The organism is Methanobrevibacter sp. (assembly GCF_045646045.1).
Lineage (GTDB): Archaea > Methanobacteriota > Methanobacteria > Methanobacteriales > Methanobacteriaceae > Methanocatella.
In genome coordinates, this window is the sequence record NZ_JAZRJY010000166.1 from 1 (window position 1) to 3,018 (window position 3,018).

1 protein-coding gene is annotated in these 3,018 nt (G+C 33.2%); it reads right to left on the reverse strand.

Annotation, left to right across the window (positions count from 1 at the left end):
• The coding region (locus ACKI5C_RS11075) for a C1 family peptidase (RefSeq protein ID WP_407433170.1) at nucleotides 1-3,018 on the reverse strand (3,018 nt) is incomplete at both ends.

The window sequence follows — 3,018 nt, forward strand, 5'->3', positions numbered from 1 at the left end:
ATTTATCTCAAAAGTAACAGTTTCGTTTGCAGCACCGATATTGACCTCAAAGCTAGAAGCGTTCTTATAGATTTTAACCAAATCATCAGTGTAGATAGGCAAATCAAATGCGTAGACTTTTAGGCAGCATGTCATATTTAATGCAGCACAATCAATCCAGTTTACACCATCTGCACTTATAAAGCTGGTGTTTTCCATGTAATGTTGTCTTGCTTTGGTTTGATAAGGAACTATGTTATTTTTAAAGACTACTTTAAACACATCATTTTCTTTAACTGGGACATATTCATTTAATTTAATGGTCTTAAATCCTGGAAATTCACTTGTACCGTTTTGTGTGATTTTCAGCTCACCATTAACGTATATTTTAAGTTCATAATCTATGCCTGAATCGTTAAAGTAAGTACCGACAGCGCCCAAAAGATTATTGGCAACAGCAGTGTATTCATTTGAATAAAATGTGTAATTTTTATCCGTTCCTCTAAGTCCTCTCAAATCAGTTTGGTAATTATATTTGTAATTCTCAGTATTTTCAATTATAAATGCTATTGCATAAGCAGTTTCATTAGTTGCATCTTCATCCGGAGACATTAATGAAGTATCATAATATGAAATGTATTGGTATCCATTGATGCCTGCTTCATCACCCCAACTGTTTTTCAATATCCATGCACCATCACCGGGAGGAGTAATATTGAAATTATTTTTACTGTAGTTATCATCCCATCCTACTAGAGAAACCGCGTGGGTGGATACATAAGTATCATTATGGTATAATGAAGTGGAATTATAGGTAGATCCCTCACCAAAATAGTTTACTGCAACAGAGCCGTATTTTAATATTGCTTGTTTGATTAAATTATTTGTTTCATTAGTATTGATATAATCAGCAGTTTTATTTGCAGGGATTAAAATTGCATCCTGGACGCGAATTTTATTTATATCCATAACATCAGATACTTTACCTATTTCATCATAAATGTCATAGTCTTCAGGTACTGGGCCCAACCAGCTTAAGATATATCCTAATGCGAGTGTTTGACTACCTCCTTCCGCATATTCAGTGCTGCCGTATTTACTATAGATTATTTCATTATTTCCCAGATTGTTTTCTGAAAAATCATATTCCACGTCTGTTGCTTTTAATAAAGCAGATTCTAAACTACTTATAATACTGAAAGCCCAGCAATAACCTTTAGTAAATTGATTTTTAACAGGACTGTCCCATCCCCATTCACGTAAGTCAAATCTGACAGGGAGCTTTGTAACATTAATGCCCTTATTTATTACATCAATTTTCACACCTTCATTAACAACTACTTGTGGGTAAATTTTATTTTCCCAATTAAATTCATCATTATTTACAGTATTATTCTCGTCGAGATAATCAACAGTGAAAATTGAAGAAAGACTATATTTTGGATTGTTAAAAAATGAATTTTTAATATATGGGCTTGAATCATAAGCAAAAATCGTATTCGGACTCAATATAGTGCTATTTTCAACTTTATTTCCAATAAATACTACATTTTCAACAGTAAAATTTGTTAATTCAACGTAACTTGCTCCACCATTTTCAAATGCGGAATTATTATTAAATTCACTATTTTTTAAGTTAAATTCTGTCAATGCGGTATATATTGCTCCTCCGCTTATAGCTGCATTATTATTGTTAAATTTAGAATCTTCAATATTTAGTATACCATTTAACTGTAAGATAGCACCACCAAATCCACTATTACAATCAATGAATGTTGTATTAACTATATTAATGCATTTTGCAGTATATTTTGTTCCATCGGCAACCTCTGCAAAAATTGCTCCTCCATTTTTTTGTGATTTGACATTTACAAAGTTACAATTTTCTATGGTCATTTCATCGCGAAGTTCCTTAATTCCTATTGCTCCTCCACTTTTGAATGCACTCAAGTTGACAAAATTACTATTTCTAATTTTTCCACTACTATTTGATAAATAAATTGCAGTAGCATATTCGGAAGTTAAATTTACAAAAGAGGTATTTTCAATAGAAATTAAAGATTTTTCCAAGAAAATTAAACTCCATGGGCTATTTTCATTTTTTAAAATTCCATTCTTTAGGATTATTTCAGCACCATCACCATAAAGAGAACTTCCTAATTCGCTTGCTTTGTTATTGCTGGATATTATATTGTTTATTGTGGCTTTACCAAGCACATATATTGCGCCAGCCCTTTCGGCCTGGTTATTGTTTAGTGTTGCATTGTCTATTGTAGCATCACCCATTGTGGTTATTGCTCCTCCATATGAATTTGCTTCATTGTTTTTGAGTGTTGCATTGGTTATTGTGATGTTGTCTTCTGCGTGTATTGCTCCTCCGTCTTTAGCCCGGTTGCCGGTAAATAATGCATTGTTTATCGTGGTTTTTCCTGCAGCACATATTGCTCCGCCCATTAAGGCAGTGTTGTTGTCGAAACTTGAATTTTCACAGTAGAGCTTTGAAGCAAAAATAGCTCCGCCTTCTTCAGCACGGTTATCAGTGAAATTACAGTTTGCCACAGCCGTATTATGGTCTGGATATACAGTGCTTTCATTGTTAATTTCCTTATTGATGGCAATTGCCCCACCACTCGTTGCATTGTTGGCAATGAAATTGCAGCAGAAGGTTATATTATCAAATTCATCAAAGAAATTAAGTCCTCCACCGTTTTGCGCACTGTTGGCAATAAAATTGCCTTTAAATGTTATGTTAAAAGGAGTTTTTCTGTAATTTACTGCTCCACCGTTCAGTCTTGCAGTGTTATTAATGAAATCACAATCAAATACACAGTCTTTTGAAGTGTCTTTAAATGTAATGGCCCCACCATTAGCATTATATGAAACAATCAAACCTTTAGCAGTATTATTAATAAAACTGCCCCTGAATGAATTGCGGTTTGTTTTGTTGAAGAAAAATATTGCCCCACCACATGAAATAGCAATATTGTTTTTAAAGTCACTGAAAATCTCATTGCTGTTTGATTCACTTAAAAAGAACAT